Source organism: Candidatus Nitrotoga arctica (assembly GCF_918378365.1).
In the GTDB taxonomy this organism is placed as follows: Bacteria; Pseudomonadota; Gammaproteobacteria; order Burkholderiales; family Gallionellaceae; genus Nitrotoga; species Nitrotoga arctica.
In genome coordinates this window covers 357,230-375,971 of the sequence record NZ_OU912926.1, presented here as the reverse complement: position 1 = coordinate 375,971, position 18,742 = coordinate 357,230, and the positions used below count along the sequence as shown (strand labels likewise).

The window sequence follows — 18,742 nt, the reverse complement described above, 5'->3', positions numbered from 1 at the left end:
CCTCTTCAGAAGCTATGTTCCACACCGGGAAAAGCGCCGGATTTTACCTCAATTACAAAACGCATCACCCCGTCGGCAATGCCTTGTGCACCCTGCATATAATTTTTCACAAAGCGTGCTTTTTTGCCTGGGTAAATATCCAGCATGTCGTGCAACACCAGCACTTGGCCTGAACATGCCGCACCCGCGCCTATGCCTATGGTGGGAATAGAAACATTGGCGGTAATTTCTGCGGCCAGCAGCGCTGGCATGGCTTCCAACACAATCAGTCCAGCTCCAGCCTGCTCGACGATTACCGCATCTTGCAACAGACGCTGAGCGTCAGCGTCATTCTTACCCTGCACTCGATAACCACCAATCTGGTGCACCGACTGCGGTGTAAGCCCAATATGGGCACATACTGGAATGCCACGCCCGGTAAGGAAGGAAATAGTCTCGGCCATCGCCCTACCACCTTCGAGTTTGATCATCTGCGCGCCCGCTGCCATCAGGTGCGCGGCATTTTCAAATGTTTTTTCCGGGCTGACCTGAAAGGTGCCGAACGGCATATCGGTGATTATGAATGCCTGTTGCGACCCACGTGCTACGCAAGCTGTGTGGTAAACCATCTCGTCCAAGGTCACCGGCAGGGTAGTTTCATGCCCTTGCAATACCATGCCGAGCGAATCGCCCACCAACAGCGCGTTCACGCCACCTGCTTCAAGCAACGCCGCAAAGCTGGCGTCGTAACAGGTCAATACAGCGATTTTTTCACCTTGGTCACGTAATGCCTGCAATGACGTTAATGTCGTTCGCATCATGCTCCTCTACTAAAGAATTCACGCTGCCCGCGCATCCCTTCGATACGCTGTAACAGAAAAGCGAAATCCTCGTCGCTATCCACAAAATTCAAATTCTCACTGTTCACGATAAACACTGGCGCCGTGTCGTAATGATAAAAGAAATCGCTATAAGCTTGCGCCAGACGCGTCAGGTAGGAATCAGCAATTTGGCGCTCGTAAGGTGTGGCACGTTTGTGCACGCGCTCAACCAAAGCTTCCGGCGAGGCTTGCAGGTAGATTACCAAGTCCGGTGCAGGCACTTGCGGTGCCAAGTTGTGATAAATGTTCTGGTAAAGCGCAAATTCATCGTCGCTAAGATTCAAGCGAGCAAACAGCACATCCTTGTCGAACAAATAATCCGCCACGGTACTGGCGCGGAATAAATCCATTTGCGCCAAATCACGTACCTCGTTAATACGTTGAAACAAGAAGAACAATTGAGTAGACAACGCATGACGTGCAGGATTTTCATAAAATCGTGCCAAAAAAGGATTTTCTTCTGGTTTTTCCAGCAGCGCAGTCGCCTCATAATGTTCGGCAAGACGGCGCGCCAGGCTGGTCTTGCCCACCCCGATTGGTCCCTCGACCACTACGTAACGGTACCTATCAAACAACATCTACTATCCGCTCCAATTGCTGTTGCTGACAACCTAGTAACGCTTCCGCCACCGCACCCACACCGGGAATAACACAATCCGGTGCGATTTCCAGTAAAGGGCGCAACACAAATGCACGCAGGTGCATCTGCGGATGAGGAATGGTCAGGCTGTGCTCATGGTGACGCAAATCATCATATAACAGCACATCCAAATCCAGTGTTCGCGGTGCGTTACGAAATTCCCGCGTGCGGCCACACTCGCGTTCCAGTCCAAGTAGCGCATCCAGCAGGGCGCGAGGACTCAAAGTCGTTTCCAATTGCGCTACCGCATTAATGAAATCCGGCTGTTCGAAATAACCTATTGGCGCACTGCGGTAGAACGAAGAGCTCGCCAATACTCGGATATGTGGCAAACTGGCTAATGCCCGCAAAGCGTGTAATAACTGTTCGCACGGGTCGTCCAAGTTACTGCCCAAGCCAATGAAAGCCGTATGCTTGGAATTCATTCTTAAATATGCCTTATGCGATTTCAGCAGGATGTGTGCAACGAAGCGATACCTATCGTCTTTTAACGAAAGTCGGCAGGCAAAATGAAGGCTTTCTTGATACTCATCATTCAGTAGACAGTTCCGCTTGTACCGTCATGCCCGATTTCTTGCGACGACGGCGTTTCTTGACCCCTTCGTCAGGCAATAGCATTTCGGCGCGGCGCTCGTCCGTGGCATCCTGAAACTCGTCCCACCACAAACCCAGTTGCGAATCTACCTCGCCACTTTCACAACGCAGTAGCAAAAAATCATAAGCGGCGCGAAAGTGTGGCTGAGACAACAAGCGAAATGGCCGCTGCCCACCGCGTTGCCCGAAACGAGGTTGTAATAACCACAAATCCTTCATGATCGCATCATAACGGCGGGGGATGGCGATCTGCGCCTGCTGCCTGTCAAGTACCTCGTCCATCGCTGCATGTAGCGCGGCGACTGGACGTTCGCCTGCATCTTGATGCATTTTCCAGGCAGACAGCACATCGTGCCACAGTAGCGCGGCAAACAGGAAAGCAGGCGATACAGATTTTTCATCACGAATACGCTGATCGGTATTCTGCAATGCTAACATGACGAACTTTTCGCCCAAAGGCTGTTTCAATATCACATCCAGCATGGGCAACATTCCATGGTGTAAATCCATAGAGCGTAGTTTCTTGACGCACTCCAATGCATGGCCCGATAGCAGCAGCTTAAGCATCTCATCCAGCAAGCGTGCCTGTGGCACGTTACCAAGCAGATCTTTCATTTTTGCAATGGGTGCGGCAGTAGCAGCCTCAAGCTTCATGCCCAGCTTGGCCGACAAGCGCACCGCGCGTAGCATGCGCACGGGATCTTCGCGGTAACGCACAGCTGGATCACCGATCATGCGCAAGGTATTGGCGCAGATGTCGGCATAGCCATTGTGATAATCGTAGATTTCCTGACTGGACGGATCATAAAATAGCGCGTTGGCGGTAAAATCGCGTCGCGCCGCGTCCTGCTCCTGATCGCCAAACTCATTGTCACGCAGCAACCGACCATGTTCATCAGTTTCTGCCTCTTCACTCTCTATCTTGCGGCGGAAAGTGGAGGTCTCCACTGTTTCCTCGCCGAACAATACATGCACCAAACGGAAGCGCCGCCCGATGATACGCGAACGACGGAACACGCGGCGCACTTCTTCCGGCGTGGCGTCAGTTGCAATATCGAAATCTTTGGGATGACGGCTGAGTAATAAATCGCGCACCGCACCGCCTACGACGAAAGCCGCGTAGCCCGCCGCCTGTAAACCATCCGTCACCCTGCGCGCAGCTGGGCTAATGCCATCGCGGCTAACACCATGTACATCAAAGGGGATGATGTGACATTTCCCTTCTATCCGGGTGCGGACAGATTTTCCGAATATGCGCTTGAACAGCTTTTTTATCATTGCTTTCTACTGTGACAGAAATGCCGCAACAAACCGCGACATAATTAGAAGCGTGGATTATACACCCGCTACAAACCAGCGCTCTCCCTCCACAGACAGCTCGCGTAACGGGCACTGATACAACGCCTCCAAGTGCGCGCGCGTCAGCAACTCTTGCGCTGTACCATGCAGCACATGACCATCAGCAAACTGCATCAGTACATGATCGCAGCAGCGTTGCGCCCACAGCGTGTCATGCAGCACCATCATAAGCGCACACCCTTGCTCCTTCAACCGGTTGAACACTTGCATCGTCTGTGCCTGATGGCGCAAGTCAAGATGCTGTAATGGTTCATCCAGCAAATAACACTGTGCTTGCTGCGCCAGCGCCTGGGCAATTGCGGCACGCTGCTGTTCACCGCCTGACAATGTATTGTATGGTCGTTGTGCCAGCCCTTCTAACTCCATCTGCACCAAAGCCTGCTGTGCCAGTGCTTCATCCTGTACGTTATAACCGAACAGCGAGGCGCGATGGGGAAAACGGCCCAACAATACATATTCCTGCACACTACCCCAGAATTCACCGCCTTCATTTTGCAGCAACACCCCAAGATGCTGCGCGAGGTTGCGCCGAGTATGAGTAGCCAGTGCCACACCATTCCAACTCACCATGCCAGACTGTGGCTTATGCAAACCGGCCAACGTTCGGAGCAAGGTGGTCTTTCCCACCCCGTTCTGCCCTAACACGCCCCAACACTCACCGGGACGAATCATCATATCAAGTTCGCGGCATATCATCTTGCCGCCTATTGCTACTGTGAGTTTACGTACCTCCAAAACCAGATTATTAAATGCTTGCATCAGCTCCGCCGACTCAATAACCACAGCAATACTGGCACGCCCAGCAGTGCAGTGAATATACCCACTGGCAATTGCAGCGGCGACCACAACATGCGTGCCAAAGTATCGGCCAGCACCAAAAAGCTGCCGCCCAATAATATCGACAAGGGGATGAGCCAGCGGTGTGCGCTGACACCGAGGAGGCGAATGGCATGCGGTATCATCAAACCGACGAAACCAATGCTACCGCCGAGTTGCAGCGCTGTCACAGTAAGCATAGCAGCAGCGAAATACAATCCCGCTTGCCAGCGACCAACCGCTACCCCCAGTGCCGCCGCCTTGTCCAGACCGCCCGCCAGCACATCCAGCCCACCGGACAACACCATCGCGCACAATCCCACTGCCAGCAACACAAACCAGGCAAATGGCAAACCTTGCGAATGCGACAAATCTCCCATCAGCCAGAACAACATGCCCTTCACCTGCTCACCCTGCGCTAACGTCAGCAGCAGGCTGATCAGCGCGCCGCAACCGGCAGAAAGCACCACGCCGGTAAGTAGCAGGCGGTAGATATTTCGTTCGCCGTGTCGAAAGCCCAAACCAAATACCGCGACTATAGCCAGCAATGCACCCATAAACGATGATAACTGCGTGGTAGCCAAGCCCGCGCCAAGCAACATAGCGGCCAGCGCACCCACCGCCGCGCCGCCGGAAATGCCGAGGATATAAGGATCTGCCAGCGGATTGCGCAGCAGTGCCTGCAACAGCACACCGGACAAAGCCAGCAGCCCGCCACAGACAAATGCCGCCAGTACACGCGGCAAGCGCAACTGCCATAACACCTCTGTTGCAGTATCCTCGTTATTGCCCAGCAAAGCGTACCACACCTCAATCGGTGCAAGTGGCAATGAGCCGTTCATCAGGCCAAAGCCTAGACTCAGCGGGACTGTGCATAGCAGCAGGGAAAAAAGGGCTCGTGGGGACATTATTTATTTGACATCAGCGATCAATAAAAAACGCACGGTTTAACGTGCGCTTTTTTAGGAATTATTGATCAGTTAACCCTTCAGTCATACGCTCATAAATTATTTTTGCTCAATGCCTTGCAGCATCTTTCATTCGCGTCTTTATTGCATAGTTTCATTGCATTCCCATCAATTCAGGTAATGCGTTGCCAGAACAGAACACAACGTACTGATTATAGTCTGCCATATTGCACCAGCCCTCAACGGAAAGTCAAAATACGCCAGCCATGCTGTTCTGCATGTTTGCGCAATGTTGCATCCGGATCGACCGCTATTGGATTGTTTACTTTCGCCAGCAATGGCAGGTCGTTCAAAGAATCGCTGTAAAAAAAACTATCGGCAAAACTATTCCACCCCCATCCTCGTTGCGCCAACCAGCTTTCCAACCGGGTAATCTTGCCTTCGCGGAAACACGGCACGCCAGATACACCCCCAGTAAATTCACCGTCCTTTTCTTCCGGCTCAGTGGCAATCAGATGTTCCACGCCGAATTCGCGCGCAATCGGCGATGTTACAAAACTGTTAGTGGCAGTAATGATGATGCACACGTCCTGCGCCGCGCGGTGCCGTGCTACCAGCTCTTGCGCAGGCACAGACATCATGCCGCGCACCTTGTACTGCATGAAGTCATCACGCCAGCCATTTAACACCTTGCGCGCATGACGCGACAAGGGTTTCAACTGGAAATCGAGGAACTCATAAATATCCAGCGTACCCGCTTTGTATTGCTCATAAAAAGCCAAGTTCTTCGCCTCAAATAGCTCGCGATCGAGCACGCCCTGTTCGATGAGAAATTGAGCCCACTCGAAATCACTGTCACCATTCAGCAAGGTATTGTCTAAATCAAATAGCGCAAGGTTCACACAGACTCCACGTTAAAAGTTTGCATCACTTCTTTCAGCAATGGTACCGAGGGCGCACGCTGTAAGCGCAAGCACTGCGCATCCAGTGCATCCATCAGCCCGAGCAGCGCAGGCATATCACGCCGTCCGTGACGCAACAGGTATTGCGTCACGTCGCGCGGCAGGATGAAGCCGCGCGCTTGTCCATGCTGCTCCAATGCTTGCGCCTTTTCTGCATCATTCAGCGCATGCACCTGGTATATTAACCCCCACCCCAACCGGGTGCGCAGGTCATCGCGCAAGCTTAAATGGGTCGGCGCAGATCCACCGCTAACCAGTAACATGCCGCCGCTTTCGCGCACCCTATTATAAAGGGTGAACAGCGCAATCTGCGCAGCATCATCTAGCGCCTCAACATCATCCACTGCAATCACTGGAACCAAATCTGGCACAGCGCCATGAGCAAAGACTGCCGACTGTCCCAATGAGCGTGCCTGCACCACCGCTGCTTGCATAAGATGGCTCTTACCACAGCCCACCTCTCCCCATAGGTAGAAACACCGTTCATTTGAGGTTCCTGCCAATGCGTGTTGCAATGCCGAGAGCAACTCAACATTGCGACCCGGTACAAAATTATTGAGCGTAGGCAACCAGTCTGGAGTGATGTTTAATAATAATTGCGTCATAAAAAATGAATCACGATACACAGATATGGATAGCTACCATGCCTTGGGCATAGCTCAATACAACCAACAATGCTGCCAGCACGGGAAATGTTCAGCAGCACGCAAGCGCACCCCTTTGCAGTACAGCGAAGCGGGGAATGGTCATTTGGGTTAAAATATCGCTAACAAAATGGCCTGCACTGTATCCCGAAGAAAGCGAGAACTCAACTTGAGCTTACCTGATACCCTTTCCTACCGCGACGCCGGCGTAGATATAGCCGCAGGTGACCGTCTGGTGGAAAACATTAAACCATTCGCCAAACGTACGATGCGCCCGGAAGTTCTGAGTGGCATAGGCGGCTTTGGCGGATTAGTCGAAATTTCTAAAAAATACCGCGAGCCGGTGCTGGTGTCTGGCACCGATGGCGTGGGTACCAAATTGAAATTGGCATTCGAATTGAATCGTCACGATACAGTTGGCATCGACCTGGTTGGGATGAGCGTCAACGACATTCTGGTGCAGGGCGCAGAGCCGCTGTTTTTCCTTGATTATTTCGCCTGTGGCAAGCTGGATGTGGATGCTGCTACCGAAGTCATCAAGGGCATAGCGGCAGGATGCGAGCTGGCTGGTTGCGCGCTCATCGGCGGCGAGACCGCTGAAATGCCAGGCATGTATCCGGTGGGCGAATATGACCTCGCCGGTTTCGCTGTGGGTGTAGTGGAAAAAGCCAACATCATCACCGGCACTGACATTCGGCCTGGCGACATAGTGCTGGGACTCGCCTCCAACGGCGCTCACTCCAACGGTTACTCGCTGGTACGTAAAATCATCGAGCGCAGCCAACCTGACCTCAATGCTAAATTTGATAGTGAGCGCACGCTGGCAGATTGCATTATGGCGCCCACGCGCATCTATGTGAAACCATTGCTGGCGCTGATGCAAACCCTTCAAATAAAAGGTATGGCGCACATCACTGGCGGTGGTCTGCTTGAAAATGTACCGCGTGTGTTGCCTTCCAACGTCACCGCCGTGATTGACGGACTCGCCTGGCACACGCCCAAGCTGTTCGAATGGCTCCGCGAACAGGGCAACGTAGCTCAACAAGAAATGTACCGCACCTTCAACTGCGGCATCGGCATGGTGGTTATCGTGGATCAGAATGATGCCGCAGATGCAATTACTCAGCTGGTCGCCGCTGGAGAAACTGTATGGCGCATAGGCACAATTGAAGCGCGGATAGGCGATGAAGCACAAACCCGAATCTGTTAACGTAACGACAAAGTCCATCGTTATTCTGATTTCCGGCCACGGCAGTAACATGCGCGCGCTGCTGGAAGCCGACCTGCCCTGCCGGGTAGCGGCGGTCATCAGCAACCGAGTCGATGCCCCAGGATTGGAAATTGCTAAACAGCATGGAATTACAACGAGGGTCGTGGCGCATCGCAATCATCCAGACCGCGAATCTTTCGACTCCGAGCTAGCCATCTGCATAGACAGCTACCAGCCCGACCTTATCGTACTTGCCGGCTTCATGCGCATTCTCACCCCTCAATTCGTGGCACGCTATCAAAACAAGCTTATTAACATCCACCCCTCGCTGTTGCCCGCATATAGTGGCCTGAATACTCATGCACGCGCGCTTCAGGACGGCGTGAAGATCCACGGCTGCACCGTGCATTTCGTTACCAGCGACGTCGATCACGGCCCCATCATCATCCAGGCCGCAGTACCGGTACTCATGGACGATACCCCGGCAACCCTGGCAGCACGCGTATTACATCAAGAACATCGCATTTTTCCGCAAGCCATCCGCTGGTTTTGCAACGACGACATCAGCCTGAGTGCGGATGGCAAAGTGCGAATGAAACGTCTGGAACAGCCCGATTGCACACTAATCTCTCCAAGAATGGAATACGCTAATGCGTAACATTATTTATCTAGCTGGCTTGCTATTACTTGTTAGCATTGCCCCGCAAGCACTATTCGCTGCTACGCCCGCCTCGCCGGTGCAGTTCACCACTGTTGATGCCCATTACGATGTACTCAAAGGCAATATTAAAGTCGCGACCATTTCAGAAACCTATACGCGCACGCAGGGCGGCTACCATATTGAGAGCGTAACCAAAGCAATCGGCTTGCTCGCCATGTTCAAAGCAGAAGTCATCCGCGTCACCAGCGAAGGTACCCTGACATCCAAGGGCTTACGGCCACTCACTTATATTCAGGAACGCAAACTCGATACCGAGCGAAATACGCGCGCCGACTTTGACTGGAAGACCAAACACATTACGCTGACTGACCGCGCCGGGAAACGCACGCTGCCGCTACCAGCTGGCACTCAAGACCGATTAAGCGCGATGTACCAGTTCATGTTCGCGCCCCTACAAAATGCCACCGAGCTCAACTTCAACATGACTAACGGCAGCAAGGTGGATGAATACAGTTATCGCATTACGCCCGACCAAAATATGACGATTCCGCTTGGTACATTTAAGGCATTGTACGTAGCCAGCCCGCCGCAAGACGGTGAGAATCAAACTGAAATCTGGTTGGCAACAGAACATGGTAATTTTCCTTACAAAATGATCATCACCGAGTCCGGCGGTGACAAATTTATGCAGGTATTGACCCAAATAAATTTTGAGTAGCAATTATTCTGGGCTATTTATGAAATGAATTCTGGCACGCCCACCAGCCGCATCACTCTTGCCATCGCGCTTTCCGTGCTATTGCATAGTGCAGCACTGTGGCTCTTTCATGTAGAGTTGCCAAATAGCGAGGTGCTACTGCCACCACTTAACGCTAGACTCGAAGCGATGCCACAGCAAGCGGACGCGCCCCTGCCAGAAGTTGAACCTGCAAGCCCGCCAACCGAAACTGAGCGTATAGTAACGACCATCCCAGAACCGGCAGCAACGCCTGTTATGGAAGCAGCATCTGCTGTAGCAGCCACTCCCGAACCAGAATCAATATCTGCTGTTGAAGCAGCATCTGCTGTAGCAGTTACCCCCGAACCGGAATCAGTATCTGCTGTTGAAGCAGCATCAGCTGTAGCAGCCATCCCCGAACCGGTATCAATACCTGCTATTGAAGCGGCCTCTGCCGTAGCAGTCACACCCAACCCCGCATCAATACCTGCTATAGAAGCAGCATCTGCTGTAACAGCCATCCCCGAACCGGTATCAATATCTGCTATTAAAGCGACATCTGCCGTAGCTAAGGTGGACGAACCAATAGCGCACCCATTGCCCAAACACGCACAGTTAAAGTTTGCCGTCTATTTGGGCCAGGACCATTTCCAGATTGGCGAAATCACCCACCGGCTTGAAATTAGTGGAGACAAATATGCCCTGAAAGCGGAGACGCAAACAACCGGACTAGCCCGGTTGTTCAAAAGCTACCAACTCATTCAAACCAGCCATGGCAAGGCTGGCACCTTCGGACTGCAGCCCGAAGGCTACGAAGAAGAGCAAAATGTATCCAGCGGCAAACAAAAAACGAATGTCACCTTCAACTGGGCAGGAAATAAATTACATTTTTCTCACGGCGGTGAAACTGAGTTACCCCCCGATGCCCAAGATATCCTGAGCTTTTTGTATCAACTTTCACGACTTCCCTTACACAATAAAGTCATATCAATTGCTATCACCACTGGCAAAAAACTTGAAAAATATGAGCTTGAGATCGGTGCAGAAGAGGAAATCGTCACCCAAATGGGCAAGTTGCGCGCATTGCCTTTGCGCAGGCTGCATAGCCAAGGTGGAGACGGTATGGAAGTCTGGCTCGGGCTGGAATATCGCCTACTGCCAATCAAGTTTCGCCAGATTAAAGGTTCCGGTGGGATGATCTTGGAAGTTGTTATTTCTGACATCCGTGTCGCGGACGAATAAGAAATTCCAAAGTCATGAAGCCCTGTCCTGTAAACTTCGCCTCCATTCCTGTGATCGCTTCCATCACCACTTCAATACTTTTACCCTAATTTAGAACCATGCTACTGACCGAATATCGCCTAGACCTTGTTATCCAAGCCCTGCGTAGCATTCTGCCGCTGGAACATCCCGCCGACGCTGTACTGCGCCACTTTTTTCAGCGCGAGCGTATTGGCTCCAACGAACGTGCGCTGGTAGCAGAAACTGTGTTCGGTGTGTTGCGTCATCGCCTGTTTCTGGAGCATGCCTGCGCCAATCAGGCCACGCCGCGTCGCATGGCGCTGGCTTATTGGATCAAATTCAGCGGCTATAACCTGCGTGAACTCACTCCGCTTCTGAAACGCGATGAAAGCGACTGGCTGGGGCAAGTGAAAGCCATCAATCTTGCCGAATTATCTTTGTCAGTGCAGGCCGAACTGCCAGAATGGTTGGTCGAACAGCTACAAATCACAATGACGGATGAAGCCATCCTCATGCTGGGTCGCTCCATGCAGCAACCGGCCGCACTGGATTTACGCGTCAACACCCTGCTCGCCACTCGCGACGAAGTACTGCAAGCCTTGCAGGCAGACGGCATGGACGCGCAAGCCACGCCTTACTCTCCCATCGGCATTCGCCTCAAGGACAAGCCATCACTCACCAAGCACCCGCTATTCCTCGGCGGAAAAATAGAAGTTCAAGACGAAGGCAGCCAGTTGCTTGGATTTCTTCTCGCCCCCAAGCGCAATGACATGGTTGTGGATTTTTGCGCCGGAGCAGGCGGCAAAGCGCTCATGCTGGGTGCCATGATGCAGTCTCAGGGCAGGCTGTATGCCCTGGACGTATCCGAGAAACGACTGGCCAACCTCAAGCCACGTTTGAAACGTTCGGGGCTGAGTAACCTGCACCCGCAACTCATCGCACATGAAAACGACAGTAAAATAAAACGTCTGGCTGGCAAAATCGACCGCGTTCTTGTGGACGCACCGTGTAGCGGATTGGGCACACTACGCCGTAATCCGGACATCAAATTCCGCCAATCGTCTCAAAGCGTAACCGAATTCACCCAGTTGCAAGCCTCTATCCTGGCCTCAGCCAGCAAGTTGCTCAAACCCGGCGGCCGTCTGGTGTATACCACCTGTAGTTTTTTGCCCCAGGAAAACCGCGCCATAGTCGATGCATTTCTTACCGGCCATCCAGAGTTCATACTACGTCCTGCAGGAGAAATTCTCGCACAGCAAAAAATCCCGCTGGAAGCGGAAGAGTGCCTGCAACTGTTGCCGCAACTGCACAACACCGATGCCTTCTTCGCAGCGGTATTGGAACGGGTCAAAGCAGTTGCCCCGAACAACGTCGTTTCTGCCTAAATTTGAAAGAGAATAACCGGGAATTTATTCGACCAATTTTGCTGCATTTTTTTGACTGAGCGCCATGCTGGATTTCACCGAATACACCAAGATTTTTATCAGCCTGTTCGCCATCCTTGATCCGATCGGAATCATCCCCGTCATCATTCTGTTCACCTCCGGCATGACGGCGCCAAAACGTGCCAAGGTTGGACGCGTCGCATCACTGGCGGTATGCGCTATTTTGCTGGTTGCGTTATTGATAGGCCAACCACTACTGGCTTTTTTTGGTATCAGCATCAGCTCATTTCGCGTGGCGGGTGGCATTCTGCTGATGTTAATGGCTTTCAAAATGTTGAATGGCAACCTCTACACATCCATCGAAGCAGATAATGACGGTGCTGAGGGCGAAACAAGCTCGATACATGCCATCGTGCCTCTATCCATCCCACTGCTGGCTGGGCCCGGCTCCATCAGTGCGGTGATACTGGAAGCACACAAGGCGCACGGCATTGAGCATTACTTAATCATGAGCTTGGAAATAATGTTGCTAAGCGTAACGGTCTGGTTAGCCTTCCTGATTGCACCGTGGGTGGCGCAACGTTTGGGCAAGATAGGCATTGACGTATTTACTCGGCTAATGGGCTTGGTACTCGCGGCCATTTCCGTAGAATTCATTGCGGGTGGAATACGCGGCTTATTTCCTACTCTTGGCTAATCCGGGCATGCGGGTGGAACGAGGAACACTGCTGTTAAAGTTCAAAATGATCTATTTAAGGGCGCCTCTAAGCTTACGTTTATTTCAACAACTCAATCGTCAAAACGTATCGCCCGATAAGCAACGTCCACCACCACCAGCTCTTCTATTCCGCCAGGGATGTGCAACATAACCACATCATCGGCGCGTGCTTTTAGCAGCGCTCGAGCTAGCGGTGATACCCAGCTAATCAATCCGCGCCCGGCATCAGCTTCATCTACGCCTACTATGCTGTAGATATACTCTGCACCGTCCTGCCTGCACACTGTGACTGTCGCACCAAAGAATACTTGATCACACGATCCTCGCTGCACCGGATCCACCACTGCGGCGTTTTCCAGGCGCTTGGAAAGAAAGCGGATGCGCCGGTCGATTTCACGCAGGCGCTTCTTACCGTAAATGTAATCGCCATTTTCCGAGCGGTCGCCATTGGACGCGGCCCAAGTAATAGTTTGCACCAACACGGGGCGTTCCACTTTCCATAGCTGATCAAGTTCATCTTTCAGACGCAGGTAACCAACGGGGGTGATGTAATTTTTTACGCCTGCCGGAAGCGGAGATACTGACTGAACCTCTTCATCGTCAGGATTTTCGTCCGTTTCCTTGGTAAAAGCTTTGCTCATGATCGTCCGCCCTTTTGGATAGCCTCCATAATTTTCATCGACAACTCTAACTAAATGCCGAATCAAGAATCGTCAGACATGACAATTTTCGAAGAATGCAACTGGTTGCTATCGACTCACGCATGCTCTACATAATCGGCGGCAATCGATTGTTGCATTCACGGCTTTATCCAGCTTTGGCGCGCCTAACATAGGTTGTTTCATTTCAATCCATTGCCCGGCATATTTCTGATCCGTGGCGGCGCAAAAACTCGCTTACAATTGAAGCGCTGGTATATGCAGCGTATTTTTGATACTTGTCATCCTTCAAAAAACTGGCATAGTCGCAAACCCCTTTGGCGCTGAAAACAATTGGTCTCGGACGCGTCGCCCTCCTGACAGCACAATAAACACCGTAAGCTTCCATTTCGAGGCCAACTGTTGCTCGGTGCTGTGTTTTCCTTATTTCGGAAAATACAGTTGCATCAGCAATAACCGCAGGCCCAGTAGCAGACGGGCCCACTACGATCTGGGGTGGATTTCGTGGCTTCTCGCCTGGCCAATCGTCTGCCAAGCTAACAAGATAAGCCTTATCCGTTGAAAAGTTCTCAAAGCGAGCGGAAATATCGACTTCCATCCCAATGGAGTCTGGCGCGTTTGCGACAGTCGTTACTCCTTCTGGGGTTGTAGTGATTTTTGAGCTCATTGTGTAATCCCAACAAGGATCCGCAATGATTACATCACCGTAGGACACCTTTTCCTCGAATCCCGCACATATACCAGCGAGACCGACTATCTTCGGACGAAAGCGCTCAATCAGTTTCGCTGCCAACAATGCGCTCTCGGTCGACCCCATGCGAAGGCAACAGCCAACAACAACCGATAGTGGTTGGCCATTTGAATCCAAAGTTCCTGTTTGAACATATGTTGCGCTATCTATCAAAACAGGATTGTCTAATCGAATCGGGGTTCGAAGGAGAGCTTCCAATTCCGGATGCCTTAACGCAGTGATAAGACACACGTCAGTTTGATACCTTACAGAATCCTGCGCGGCCTCGCTATCAATAGCATGCCTTATTAGTGAGAGCAATCTCTCTTCCCATGGGGCTCCGTTTGATGTTTTAAGAAGTACCCATGGCTTAGATTGAAATGCGTCCTCAACTGCTTCAATGGAGTCCGCTGACGCTGTAATTCCTATGATGTACTTCGGGAGCTTCAAATCCGGATCTTCGTCTAGGTGCTCAAGTAATTGAACTCCACCATCTTCGATCGGTTCACCCCAAGGTACTTCTGGCAAAAGCATATCCAAGATCAGCACGTCAAAATAATGCCGCTGAAGTTTGTCCAACCCATCCCGTATGTCTGTAGCAACTACAACGTCTTGATCTACATTTATTGATCGATCGATCTTGGTAAGAAGTGAAGAATATTTTGACGGCTTGTCATCGATGATAAGAATTTTGCTCATATCTTTTCCAAAAAATCCTTTAGTCGTTTCGCCCACGCATCGGTGCTATGGTGAAAATAGGTGAAGCCCATGTAGAGCCCAGGGAAATCGTTCGCCAGCGCAGCGTCGAGGTCTTTAAGCTTGACCTCGTTACCACCTTCATTCTTGAACCCCGGCAATTGTGTGACTAGCATCACGCGAGACTTGATTTCTAGCTCCCACATATAAGTCAGAATTTGACGACCACCAAAGTCCTGCTGGCGTCCACTAGAGGATACGTTAGCCCCTTCATTGAATGTCGGCAGCGACATGTCCAACAAGACGCAATCAAAAACAGACTCGTCCAGCCTCCGTATCGCTTCGTTGATAGATTTTGCAATAGTCAACTCAATATCATTCTCCCTCACCGCTTCAGATATTTGGGTTAACTTTGGTAAGTCATCCTCAACAAGTAATATTTTCTTTGTCACTTAGGCTGACCGGTAAGGAAGTAAATCGGAACGGCGAACATGACGCGAAAACTTGAGCCTTCGATCACACCAAAATCAACGATTTTGTCACCACTATTTTCATAGTTGAGTGTCGAAGCCAATCGTACAAGCCCTGTCTTATTCTTTTGTCGGGCAACTGTGTCAAATTGACCAAGCCGTATTTGCTCCTTCGCCGAATTAACATTTGCTTCGATTGGAGCAATATCTTTCACGCTGGAAATTGCATTCTGCACTTCAACTTCAACTATGTCAGGGTCCATCCATCTAAGCCAGATTTTGATTCTTGGCCGCTCTTCCCCGGTATTGTGGCCATCGAAGAAGCCCGAGTGCTTAAGGATGTTTCCGAAGATGAGAAACGCGACGTCGTTTATCGTTTGAAAGGCAGTTGGATGTAACAACACGTTCGCACGCTCGTCGACATCCCATTCGACATGATTATCAAGCTGTGGCCGAAGATGGCGAAGAGAAGTAATTCCAATTTCTATGCCGGTCTTAAGCAAGTACGAAGAGCCGATATTTGTAAATTGCGGTGGAGCAAACCACTTTGATACTTTGGCGGCTGCACTTTCTATATCACTCTTTGCTGCGTTAATACGCGCGACCAGACCATGATGGTTCGGTGTTATTCTTTGAACCTCCGTAGCTAATGCACATAGCTCTGTATGAATTTGTCCAGCCAACGTTATCGTGACAAATTCTGCAGCCACAGACAGAGAATTCTTAAGCTCGGGCCAAAAGAAGGTTGTTACACAAAATTCAACTAATTGTTCAATCGTGGCCTCCTTCGACAAACTTGCTTTTGTGGAAAGCAACCAAGCTTTCAATAGCTGCTGCCGAGCGTTTTTATCAGATGGCCATAGCGTGATTAAACCTTCTGGATTATCTGCACTTCTCACATGCACGTATCGACTTATCGCAATATCCAAAAGCGTATCAATGCTAAGTGAGAAAGCATTCAGCACCTTGTTAAGCGATGCATATTGTTCTGCATTTGTAGAATCGATTGAATTTAGCCAATATGCATTACTCTCGTACTGATTAGTTGATGAGTCAATCTTCGTGATTAAATGACGCGTTTCAAGTGGGCTACGAAAAGCGCCCTCAAGTGATCCATGGCGAACACGTGATCCCAAGAATGCATCAAGACCAAAGCGCGGGAGAGTGAGGAAACGAATAGCACACTCTTCGATCAGCTCCCCAAGCAAGGAGTCGGCACTAATATCGTAGCCATCGAGAAAACTCAAAAGCTCAACATCTAATCCTGTTTTTTTAAATATCGATATTATGCTGCGCTCAATATCTTCTGCTGAAGCTTGAAGCCCTGCTCCCGCATAATCTAGATAGCGCAAAAAAAGCTCATTAAGATTTTGATGGCACCATCTCTGCAAGCCAAGCAAATCGACGTAAACACGAGAACTCTCGACTTGCTGCACGCCATCCTCAATGGAGAGCCGTCGCGTCAGCTCGATGATTTCGTCGTCGTAATCGCTAGTGCGATCCAAATCCAGTTCAGAAAGTGCAATACATATCTGGAGGCGTTCTCTATCAAGGTCCGCTGGGCTATTAAATGCCGAGCTTAACTCCATGATTTCCTGAGTACATACGTTGCGCAAAAAAAACAGAAGTTCAGCCGAATTGAATTCCGAAAACCTCGCTTTTAGTTCAGAGGGTTTTACTAGTCCATGGACTTTGTGAAATTGCTTCCAAGCAACCTTTAGCGCAACGTCTTTTGTGTTTTCTCGAGTTAGGCTGATATATAAAAATAGCCCTATAGAAAGGCAAGGCTCACGCTCTAATTGCTTTAATTCACGAAATCCTCGGTGCTCGAATAATTTGATAAGAGGAAGTGATCGTAACAACGTCGGTTTTGATACAGCCGCATTTACAGTACGCAGGATCGAGCCTTGAATGTCGCCATCGTCGTATAGAAACCACGCTCGAAGTATTGACGACTCTTGTTGCAAATATAGATTTTTTGAATTTGCGAGTTGCTCCAAATGGGAAAACGCTTTTGAAGGCTTCCCGTTTCTTCGGCTAAAGCTTATATAAGCGTAGTCACGTGCTTCGGAAGATAGCTCGTCAACTTTGTTGACGGTACCAAGATGAGCAATTATTTCGTAGTGCCACGTAGCGTCTTGGAAACCTTGGCTATTTAACAGTTGTTTTCTCCTACTCGCATCCACGAGCGAGAGGCAAACGGGTAGTGAATTATATTGGGTGCGCACCGCAGTTGCAGTAGCGATATCCCCGAGTAAGTCAAAGCTAGTTTCTTGAATTAGACTATTGACGCTCGACGAAATGGGTAGGCTTCGGAAATTCAGTGCAATCCGCTCAAGTGATTGAGTCGCCTCATCGCTCCCTTTGTCGTGCGCCAGAAAAGCGCTTAACAGTGAAAGAAGGTGATCAACAAAACAATTGTTCCCGGCCGACACCGGATACCCCATTGCCGTCAATCGGGCGGCGATCAATAGTGTCATGGGATCCGCAGGTTGTTCGATTAGCCGCTCTTCAGCTAAACAAACTGCCTTTTGGTATTGGCCACTAAGAAACGCATTTAGATACTCAGCAATATTAATGGAGTTTGGCAGATCTTCGGAATACAGTAACTTTATATTGTCTAGACAGTGATCTGCGATTTTTCCGAGTTTTCTCAGCTGCATTAGGACCCGCTCATTATTCCTATTAAGCGAGTCCTTAATGATTATCATAATCTCCAAGAATGTTTCATAGAGATCTATCGGGGAGCTAGCCGCTTCAAAACTTAGAATATCGGCGGCTTCTAATGGCGTCAGGGAACTCGCCCCTTTTAGCTTAAAGAAAATGTATGTCTGTTGATCTGACTTTATCTTCCAAGTTTTGGCTTTCTCACGAAGGCGAGTTTCAAAACTAAACTTACTAACCCGAGATTCATTCCTTTCACCGATGTTGCTTGCGAAAAAGGCAACGAATGTTCGACGCTCACGCGAGAGTATGCTGTTGATGTAGGATTTTTGCCGTTCAAAACCCCCAGAAAGGGTGGCGACTGCAATCCTATTTTCAACGGCCCACAATGAAAATCCGCAATCTTTATCGATTTTGGCTAAACAAGCTTCAGCTGCATCATAGTCTCCGTTGCTCAGCGCCACCACGTATTCATTCCGGAGCTTTACAAACTTGGCTATTAACTTTGAATTTGTAGCAAGTACTGTTGTAACCCATGCAATCTCTTGATAAATCCCAATAGTGTCCAATGGTGTAACAGATTGGATTTGACTAGTTTTCCTTATTGGTTTGGCTGCCGCAATAGCTACAGCAGTCAAGGCACTCATAGCGCTTAGTCTATACAGTCGATCAAAGTCGCGCGAAGAACCGTCGTTTTTCACACTATCCAGCGCGTTGTGTATGCATCCCCAATTTTTGCGCTCACCTATTGCGCCTCGTAGGCGATTGAGCGGCGTTGTTGGTTTCGATGCACTGTGTGAGTTGCG

General features: G+C 50.3%; 18 protein-coding genes. 6 read left to right on the top strand and 12 right to left on the bottom strand.

What is annotated here, in order from left to right; genetic code table 11:
• Positions 1-5 precede the first annotated feature (5 nt).
• The 8 genes from panB to hda form a co-directional block, all read right to left on the bottom strand.
• The gene (panB, locus tag MKZ32_RS01735; protein WP_239798073.1) at positions 6-797 is read right to left on the bottom strand and encodes a 3-methyl-2-oxobutanoate hydroxymethyltransferase; all 792 of its coding nucleotides are present in this window, start codon (positions 795-797) and stop codon (positions 6-8) included.
• The gene (locus MKZ32_RS01730) at positions 797-1,438 is read right to left on the bottom strand and encodes a deoxynucleoside kinase (protein ID WP_239795695.1); all 642 of its coding nucleotides are present in this window, start codon (positions 1,436-1,438) and stop codon (positions 797-799) included. The genes panB and MKZ32_RS01730 overlap by 1 nt, the downstream gene beginning before the upstream one ends.
• A complete protein-coding gene (folK, locus tag MKZ32_RS01725; protein ID WP_239795694.1) occupies positions 1,428-1,925 on the bottom strand; it encodes a 2-amino-4-hydroxy-6-hydroxymethyldihydropteridine diphosphokinase in 498 nt (165 codons plus the stop codon). The genes MKZ32_RS01730 and folK overlap by 11 nt, the downstream gene beginning before the upstream one ends.
• A 106-nt stretch (positions 1,926-2,031) precedes the next feature.
• Positions 2,032-3,372, bottom strand: coding sequence for a polynucleotide adenylyltransferase PcnB (pcnB, locus tag MKZ32_RS01720; RefSeq protein WP_239795693.1), 1,341 nt, complete (start codon positions 3,370-3,372; stop codon positions 2,032-2,034).
• A gap of 57 nt (positions 3,373-3,429) precedes the next feature.
• Positions 3,430-4,212 carry an ABC transporter ATP-binding protein gene (locus MKZ32_RS01715; RefSeq protein WP_239795692.1) on the bottom strand — a complete coding sequence of 261 codons (783 nt, stop codon included), beginning with the start codon at positions 4,210-4,212 and terminating at the stop codon, positions 3,430-3,432.
• Positions 4,212-5,177, bottom strand: coding sequence for a FecCD family ABC transporter permease (locus MKZ32_RS01710; RefSeq protein WP_239795691.1), 966 nt, complete (start codon positions 5,175-5,177; stop codon positions 4,212-4,214). The genes MKZ32_RS01715 and MKZ32_RS01710 overlap by 1 nt, the downstream gene beginning before the upstream one ends.
• Positions 5,178-5,416: 239 nt before the next feature.
• A complete protein-coding gene (locus MKZ32_RS01705; protein ID WP_239795690.1) occupies positions 5,417-6,079 on the bottom strand; it encodes a histidinol-phosphatase in 663 nt (220 codons plus the stop codon).
• The gene (gene hda, locus MKZ32_RS01700) at positions 6,076-6,744 is read right to left on the bottom strand and encodes a DnaA regulatory inactivator Hda (protein ID WP_239795689.1); all 669 of its coding nucleotides are present in this window, start codon (positions 6,742-6,744) and stop codon (positions 6,076-6,078) included. The genes MKZ32_RS01705 and hda overlap by 4 nt, the downstream gene beginning before the upstream one ends.
• Before the next feature lie 169 nt (positions 6,745-6,913).
• Between hda and purM the strand changes: the two genes are divergently transcribed.
• The 6 genes from purM (at position 6,914) to MKZ32_RS01670 (ending at position 12,696) form a co-directional block, all read left to right on the top strand.
• On the top strand, positions 6,914-7,993 hold the full coding sequence (purM, locus tag MKZ32_RS01695; RefSeq protein WP_239795688.1) for a phosphoribosylformylglycinamidine cyclo-ligase: 1,080 nt from the start codon (positions 6,914-6,916) through the stop codon (positions 7,991-7,993).
• On the top strand, positions 7,968-8,651 hold the full coding sequence (purN, locus tag MKZ32_RS01690; RefSeq protein ID WP_239795687.1) for a phosphoribosylglycinamide formyltransferase: 684 nt from the start codon (positions 7,968-7,970) through the stop codon (positions 8,649-8,651). Before purM ends, purN begins: the two co-directional genes overlap by 26 nt.
• Positions 8,644-9,372 (top strand): DUF3108 domain-containing protein, encoded by a 729-nt coding sequence (locus MKZ32_RS01685; RefSeq protein ID WP_239795686.1) that lies wholly within the window; start codon positions 8,644-8,646, stop codon positions 9,370-9,372. Before purN ends, MKZ32_RS01685 begins: the two co-directional genes overlap by 8 nt.
• Before the next feature lie 24 nt (positions 9,373-9,396).
• A complete protein-coding gene (locus MKZ32_RS01680; RefSeq protein ID WP_239795685.1) occupies positions 9,397-10,614 on the top strand; it encodes a DUF3108 domain-containing protein in 1,218 nt (405 codons plus the stop codon).
• Positions 10,615-10,712: 98 nt separating this feature from the next.
• Complete coding sequence (locus MKZ32_RS01675; protein WP_239795684.1) at positions 10,713-11,999, top strand: RsmB/NOP family class I SAM-dependent RNA methyltransferase; 1,287 nt, start codon at positions 10,713-10,715, stop codon at positions 11,997-11,999.
• 64 nt (positions 12,000-12,063) lie between these two features.
• Positions 12,064-12,696 carry a YchE family NAAT transporter gene (locus MKZ32_RS01670; protein WP_239795683.1) on the top strand — a complete coding sequence of 211 codons (633 nt, stop codon included), beginning with the start codon at positions 12,064-12,066 and terminating at the stop codon, positions 12,694-12,696.
• A gap of 92 nt (positions 12,697-12,788) precedes the next feature.
• Here the strand turns inward: MKZ32_RS01670 and greB are convergent, their stop codons facing one another.
• The 4 genes from greB to MKZ32_RS01650 form a co-directional block, all read right to left on the bottom strand.
• Positions 12,789-13,358, bottom strand: coding sequence for a transcription elongation factor GreB (gene greB / locus MKZ32_RS01665; RefSeq protein WP_239795682.1), 570 nt, complete (start codon positions 13,356-13,358; stop codon positions 12,789-12,791).
• A gap of 205 nt (positions 13,359-13,563) precedes the next feature.
• Positions 13,564-14,805, bottom strand: coding sequence for a phosphorylase family protein (locus tag MKZ32_RS01660; RefSeq protein ID WP_239795681.1), 1,242 nt, complete (start codon positions 14,803-14,805; stop codon positions 13,564-13,566).
• On the bottom strand, positions 14,802-15,254 hold the full coding sequence (locus tag MKZ32_RS01655) for a response regulator (RefSeq protein WP_239795680.1): 453 nt from the start codon (positions 15,252-15,254) through the stop codon (positions 14,802-14,804). Before MKZ32_RS01655 ends, MKZ32_RS01660 begins: the two co-directional genes overlap by 4 nt.
• Positions 15,251-18,583 carry a hypothetical protein gene (locus MKZ32_RS01650; protein ID WP_239795679.1) on the bottom strand — a complete coding sequence of 1,111 codons (3,333 nt, stop codon included), beginning with the start codon at positions 18,581-18,583 and terminating at the stop codon, positions 15,251-15,253. Before MKZ32_RS01650 ends, MKZ32_RS01655 begins: the two co-directional genes overlap by 4 nt.
• Positions 18,584-18,742 lie beyond the last annotated feature (159 nt).